Origin of the sequence: Spirillospora sp. NPDC049652 (assembly GCF_040675125.1) — a bacterium.
In the GTDB taxonomy this organism is placed as follows: domain Bacteria; phylum Actinomycetota; class Actinomycetes; order Streptosporangiales; family Streptosporangiaceae; genus Spirillospora.
The window spans coordinates 1-5,625 of record NZ_JBFAOF010000445.1 but is presented as its reverse complement, the minus strand read 5'-3'; the positions used below and the strand labels follow the sequence as shown (position 1 = coordinate 5,625).

The window sequence follows — 5,625 nt, the reverse complement described above, 5'->3', positions numbered from 1 at the left end:
CGACGGCGTTGCCCACCGGCCGCACCACGGCGGCCGAGGTGCGCTCGACCGGGCCGAAGACCGCCTCGCCCAGACCGCGCAGGGCGCGCAGCGGTGAGGAGTCACCGCCGCGGTAGTCGACCGTGATCATGATGAGCGCCACCACCAGCAGCGCCCCCAGCACCGTGCGGCTGCGTCGGGTGTCGTTCACCCGCGGACCTCCCGTCCCATCGTCCTAGGAGATCAGTGCCGCGACTCCGGTACCAGCACCTGGCGCAGCGAGTCGAAGTCCTCGACGGTCTTGCCGGTGCCCAGTACGACCGAGTCGAGCGGATTGTCCACCAGGTGGATCGGCATCCCGGTCTCCTCCCGGATCCGCTCGTCCAGGTGCTTGAGCAGCGCGCCGCCGCCGGTGAGGGCGATGCCGCGGTCCATGATGTCGCCGGACAGCTCGGGCGGGCACTTGTCGAGCGTGGTCTTCACCGCGTCCACGATCGCGTTGACCGGCTCCTCGATCGCGCGGCGCACCTCCTCGGAGGAGATCACCACCGTCTTCGGCAGCCCGGACACCAGGTCGCGGCCGCGGATCTCGGCGTTCGGCTCCTCGTCCGGGCCGGGGTAGGCCGAGCCGATCGCCATCTTGATCTCCTCGGCGGTGCGCTCGCCGAGCATCAGCGAGTACTCCTTCTTGGAGAAGCTGATGATGGCCTGGTCGAGCTCGTCCCCGCCGACGCGGACGGACTGGCTGGTCACGATGCCGCCGAGGGAGATGATGGCGACCTCGGTGGTGCCGCCCCCGATGTCGACGACCATGTTGCCGGTGGGCTCGTAGACGGGCAGCCCGGCGCCGATCGCGGCGGCCATGGGCTCCTCGATGATGTACACGCGGCGGGCCCCGGCCTGGTAGCCGGCCTCCTTGACCGCGCGCTGCTCCACCCCGGTGATCCCGGACGGCACCGCCACCACGATGCGCGGCTTGGCGAAGTGCCGCCGCTTGTGCACCTTCTGGATGAAGTAGCGCAGCATGCGCTCGGTGACGTCGAAGTCGGCGATGACGCCGTCCTTGAGCGGGCGGACCGCGACGATGTTGCCCGGGGTGCGGCCGATCATCCGCTTGGCCTCGATGCCGACCGCGACGATCTTGCCCGTGTTGGTGTTGATCGCCACCACGGACGGCTCGTTCAGCACGATGCCGCGCCCTCGCACGTACACCAGCGTGTTGGCGGTGCCAAGATCGACCGCCATGTCACGGCCAAGGAACGACAGCTTGTTACCCATGAAGAAAGGGAGCCCTTCATGCTTGTCGGGCGTGCAGAGCGGCGCACCCATCGTAACGTGCCCACGCAGCGCCGGGCGGTCGCCCCTCCGGTGGGCCGACGCCCATTTCCGCACCGTGACCAGGCACGTTACGCGAAAAACACCTGCGCGTCCGAATCATTCGGACCCGCGTGTCTACCCGCGTCCCGTCCGCCCGAAACGCCGCCCGCCTCGCTCGGCATGGGCGCTTCCCCGCCCGTCGCGACCTGCGGACGAGGCCGCAAGCGAACGACGCCCCACTTGGATGGGACCGCGTCCTGAGTCGATGCGGCTGCGCCTCGGGTGGATGCGGCTGTGCCCCGGCGCGCGGGGCGCGCCGGGGCACAGGTGGGCGTGTCGGCGGTCGGTGCGCGACGTGCCCGGAGGCCGGCGTTCCGCTCGGGCCGGTCAGCCTGGCTCGCCTCGGCTCGGCTCGGTGAAGAGGTCGGCCAAGGCCGGGAAGGAGACCGACCCGGGGCGGGGAGGAGGTCAGCCCAGCTCGGGGAAGAACAGCTTGATCTCGCGGTCGGCCGAGTAGGTCGAGTCGGAGCCGTGCACGATGTTCTCGCCGATCTCCAGGGCGAAGTCGCCGCGGATGGTGCCGGGCGCGGCCGAGACCGGGTCGGTGGCGCCGGCCAGGGCGCGGAACGCCTCGATGGCGCGCGGGCCCTCGACGACCATCGCGACCAGCGGGCCGCCGGTGATGAAGTCGACCAGGTCGCCGAAGAACGGCTTCTCGCTGTGCTCCTCGTAGTGCGCCTCGGCGGTCTCGCGCGCGAGGTGCTTGAGCTCCAGCGCCACGAGCTTCAGGCCCTTGCGCTCGATCCGCGAGATGACCTCGCCCACCACGCCGCGGCGGACGCCGTCGGGCTTGACCAGGACAAGAGTGCGCTCGGACACGGAGTTTCTCCTCAGGGAAAACGGGATCGTCAGTGGCGCGGCCGCGCCGGGCATAACGCCAGTGCTCACCGCCCAGTGCTAACTGTACCGAGGCGCTCGCTCTGCTCAGGTTCCCGGCGGGCGGCGCGCGGCCCCCCGCGGCCGGGCGCGGCGGCCCGTCCGACGACGGCCAGCAGGACGGTGAGGACCGCCGCCGCGCCGAGCCAGGCCCGGTAGCCGTCGGCCAGCGCGGCGAGCTGGGCCTCGGCGGTCGTCGGCGCGGGCTCCAGCCATCCCGCCTGCAGCGACAGCACCACGAGCTGGCCGGTGAGGACGGCGGGGAAGCACAGCGCGAGCCCGAACAGCGCGGCGGCGACGCCCGCGAAGCGCAGGGACACGGCGAGCGCGAGCCCCGCGCCCGCGCCGAGCGCGGTCATCGAGACGGTCGCGACGGCCGGGAGGTGCGCGGCGTCCGGGACGTGCGCGGCGGCGGCGAAGAGCGCCGGCAGCGTCGCGAAGACGATCAGCGCGTGCCCGGCGAGCACCGCGACGCGCGCGGTGTCGCGCGGGAGCCGGGCGGCGATCACGGTCGCGGCCAGCGCGGCCGCGGCCCCGGCGGCGAACGGCAGGTAGGTGCGGTAGGACGCGCCGTCGCCGTTGCGGGCGGCGACCGCGGCGATCCCGGCGAGCGGCGCGGCGACCGGATAGGTGAGCAGTCCGGTGGTGACCAGGACGACGGCCGCGCCGAGCGGGCTGCCCGCCGTCGCGTCCCGGCTGCCGACGAACGCCAGCCCGGCCAGGCCGAGCAGCGCCAGCACGGCGAGGACGAGCCGTCCGCCCGGGGACCAGCCGAAGGTCGTCACGACCGCGATGAACGCGAACCCCACGGCCGGGGCCAGCGGCAGGGCGAGCTGGCCGCGCTCAGTGTGTCGCAGGGCCGGAAGCCGTCCGCGTCGCCCGCGCATGACCAGGCAGAACGGCAGGACGACCACGAGCGCGGCGGCGCACCACGGGAACGGCGCGAGCGCCGCGCGCCAGTCGGCGACCTGCTCCGCGCCGGGCCCGCCGTTCGGCAGCGGGACGCGGGCCAGGGCGAGCGGCATCGCACCGATCAGGGACGCGACGAGCGCGCCCGACCAGAGCGAGGCGGCGAGGCGTCCGCCGCGCTCCCACGCGAGGACGAGCGTGGCGGGCAGGATCAGGCCCGCCCCCAACCCCTGCACGGCGCGGACGCCCCCGGCGAGCGGGACCGAGTCGACGCGGATGACGGCGAGCAACCCCGCCACCAGCAGCGCGACGCCCAGGGCCAGCACCCACCGCGCCCCGAACCGCCGCGCCGCGACCGCGCCGACCGGCACCGCGCCCAGCAGCACCGGAACGCTCAGCCCCGTGGCGCGGAGCAACCCGGCGACGCCATCCGAGTCCAGCCCGAGCGAACGCGCCGCCTGGTCGACCACGTTGGCGGAGGTGTCCGGCAGCACGAGCACCGCCGCCGGAACGGCCGCGACGATCACGGCGACCACACCCAGCGTCGCGGCCACCTCCCGCGCCCGCGACGGCGGCGGCGCTTTGGGGTCGGTCTTCGCCCACGCCACCGGACGGGCCAACTCGGCCCACTCCAGCGGACCGCCTCCGTCCGCCTCGTCCCGCGATCCGCCGACGGCCCGCGCCTCCCGGACGCCGTCCGCTCCGCCCACACGGACGTCCCCGCCCTCCGGCGGCCGCGTGGGCTCCGGAACCCGCACCCGAGCGCCGTCACCCCGCGCCAGGCCACCCGGATGCGTCCGCGTCTCCCCCTGACCACCCGCACGATCGCGCCCCATGTCCAGGGACCGCCCGTCGTCCGCGGACTCCTGCGAACTCGCGGCCGTCTCGTCTTCCTGCCGCAAGCCGCTTCCCGACGAGACATCCACCCCCGCCTCGTCCCCTCGACGAACCTCTCCCCCAGACGGCCAAAAGTCCGCCAAGGGCGAGCCGCCCCGCGACGGCACCTCCGCACCCGCCACGTCCGCGCGGCGGGCCTCCCCCCCTGGCGGCCCAACGACCTCCGAGGGCGAAGCGCTCCGCGACAGGGCATCCGCGTCCGGCTCAGCCGGGCGGCGCAGCTCACCGTCCCGCGGCCCCAAGACCTCCGAGAGCGCGCTGCTTGACGGCGAAACATGTGCGCCTGGATCGTCCGCCCGGCGAATCTCACCGTCCGGCGGACCGAAGTCCTCCAAGGGCGCGCCGCTTCGCGACGGCACGTCCGCGTCCGGCACGTCCGCCCGGCGAACCTCGCCATCCCGCGGCCGGAACTCCGAAGGAGCGCCGTTTGCCAGCGGCACATCCGCGCCCGGCTCGGCCGGGCGGCGCAGCTCACCGTCCAGCGGACCGAAGACCTCCGAGAGCCCACTGCTCGACGGCGAAACATGTGCGCCCGGACTGTCCGCTCGGCGAACCTCACCGCTCGGCGGACCGAAGTCCTCCGAGGCCGCGCCGCTTCGCGACGGCACGTCCGCGTCCGGCACGTCTTTCCGGCGAACCTCACCAAGTCGCGGCCCGAGCTCCGGGAGCGCGCCGTTTGCCAGCGGGACATCCGCACCCGGCGTCGTTGATCGGCGGGTCCCACCGTCTGGCGGGCCGAAGGCTTCCGCGGGCGAGCCGTTGCGCTGCAGGACATCCGCGTTCGACTCGGTCGGGCAGTGAGGCTCGCGGTTCGGCTGACCGAACAGCTCCGGCGAGCCGGTGAGGATCTCCTCACGCGGCGGGACAACGCTCTGCGGCTGTGCCAGCGGAGTTTCACGGAACGGCGGCTCGGCGGCCTGTGGGGCGTTGGGCCGAGGAGGCTCACCGTTCGAGGCCGTCATGGGCTGCGGGTCGGCGGCACGCAGCACGTCCCTGCGCGTCGGGCCGGCAGGCTCCGGCCAATCCGGGGCGGGGGCCTGGGGCGATCTGAAGGGTGCTGAGGTCTCGGGAGGGAGGAGGTTGTCGGCCGCAGGTCCGGCCGACTCGGACACATCGCCCTCGAATGCGCCGGTGAACGGGTGCTCTGCTCCGAAGGCCGGACGAGGGGCGTCAGGCTGCCGGTACGCCTCCCGGTTCGGCATGGCCGGGCTCGGGCTGGTCGTCCGCGCGGGATCGTGCTGCGGCGGTGCGGGTTCCGGGAATTCCGGGTGGCGGTGACGGCCCCGCGGCGGGGCAGGCGTTTCCGGGTCACTGGGGTGCGAGAACTCGGGCGGGAGCTTCATGGTCGGGCCGTCCGGGCGGACGGGTTCGGTGGCCGCCGGCCTGATCGGCGCTGACGCGTCGGGCCAGACCAGCTCGCTTCTGAGCGGCGGGACGGCGGGCGGCGGCTCGCTGGCATCGACAGGCGCACTAGGCGGCTGGGAGGGCGCGCCAGGCGGCCGGGAAGGCTCGCCGCGCGGCCGGAGGGACGCGCCGGGCGGATCGAGGGGCGCGCTGCGCGGCTCGGAGGGCGCGCTGGGCGGCGAG

General features: G+C 74.3%; 3 protein-coding genes and 2 pseudogenes. 1 reads left to right on the top strand and 4 read right to left on the bottom strand.

Annotated elements, in window-relative coordinates:
* From AB0J52_RS24730 to AB0J52_RS24715, 4 genes and pseudogenes are all read right to left on the bottom strand, one after another.
* Nucleotides 1-190: pseudogene (locus AB0J52_RS24730) on the bottom strand (rod shape-determining protein MreC); the annotation flags it as partial.
* Nucleotides 191-222: 32 nt separating this feature from the next.
* Nucleotides 223-1,257: a rod shape-determining protein gene (locus AB0J52_RS24725; RefSeq protein ID WP_500184534.1), complete on the bottom strand. Its 1,035-nt coding sequence runs from the start codon at nt 1,255-1,257 to the stop codon at nt 223-225.
* Between the two features lie 507 nt (nt 1,258-1,764).
* Entirely contained in the window at nt 1,765-2,229 is a 465-nt protein-coding gene (gene ndk, locus AB0J52_RS24720; protein ID WP_500184536.1) for a nucleoside-diphosphate kinase, read from the bottom strand.
* A gap of 11 nt (nt 2,230-2,240) precedes the next feature.
* On the bottom strand, nt 2,241-3,851 hold the full coding sequence (locus AB0J52_RS24715) for a hypothetical protein (protein WP_500184532.1): 1,611 nt from the start codon (nt 3,849-3,851) through the stop codon (nt 2,241-2,243).
* A 1,528-nt stretch (nt 3,852-5,379) separates the two neighbouring features.
* On the opposite strand from AB0J52_RS24715, the pseudogene AB0J52_RS24710 reads away from it, so the two are divergent.
* A pseudogene (locus tag AB0J52_RS24710) lies at nt 5,380-5,625 on the top strand (hypothetical protein); the annotation flags it as partial.

Excerpts from the sequence above, each read along its gene's own strand:
- AB0J52_RS24725 (WP_500184534.1), bottom strand. The coding sequence starts at position 1,257 with ATGGGTAACAAGCTGTCGTTCCTTGGCCGTGACATGGCGGTCGATCTT.
- ndk (WP_500184536.1), bottom strand. The coding sequence starts at position 2,229 with ATGCCCGGCGCGGCCGCGCCACTGACGATCCCGTTTTCCCTGAGGAGA.